This window comes from Neisseria sp. P0013.S005 (assembly GCF_051958425.1).
GTDB classification, from domain to species: Bacteria; Pseudomonadota; Gammaproteobacteria; order Burkholderiales; family Neisseriaceae; genus Neisseria; species Neisseria subflava.
This window is the reverse complement of the sequence record NZ_JBQCVL010000105.1, coordinates 1-231: the sequence shown is the minus strand read 5'-3', so window position 1 is coordinate 231 and position 231 is coordinate 1. Positions and strand designations below refer to the sequence as shown.

General features: G+C 52.8%; 1 protein-coding gene. It reads right to left on the bottom strand.

Translation table 11 applies throughout. The annotated features are described in order from the left end of the window. Positions 1-231, bottom strand: a 231-nt coding sequence (locus ACTHTA_RS11680; protein ID WP_440379651.1) for a DDE-type integrase/transposase/recombinase, incomplete at both ends; no start/stop codon positions are given.

Genomic DNA, 231 nt, shown 5'->3' with positions numbered 1-231 from the left:
TGCGGCTTTTTCGAGCATTTCCTTCACCATTTCGCTGTTAGCATTGCGGCTCATGGCGTAGGCGACGATTTCTCGGTTCAACAAGTCCAAGATTGGCGAGAGGTACAGTTTGCCGTCCTTTCCTTTGAGTTCGGTCACGTCTGTCAGCCATTTCTCGTTGGGCTTTTCGGCTGTGAATAGGCGTTTGAGGAGGTGTTCCGATATTTCGCCCATGGCGGGATGGCGGTAGGC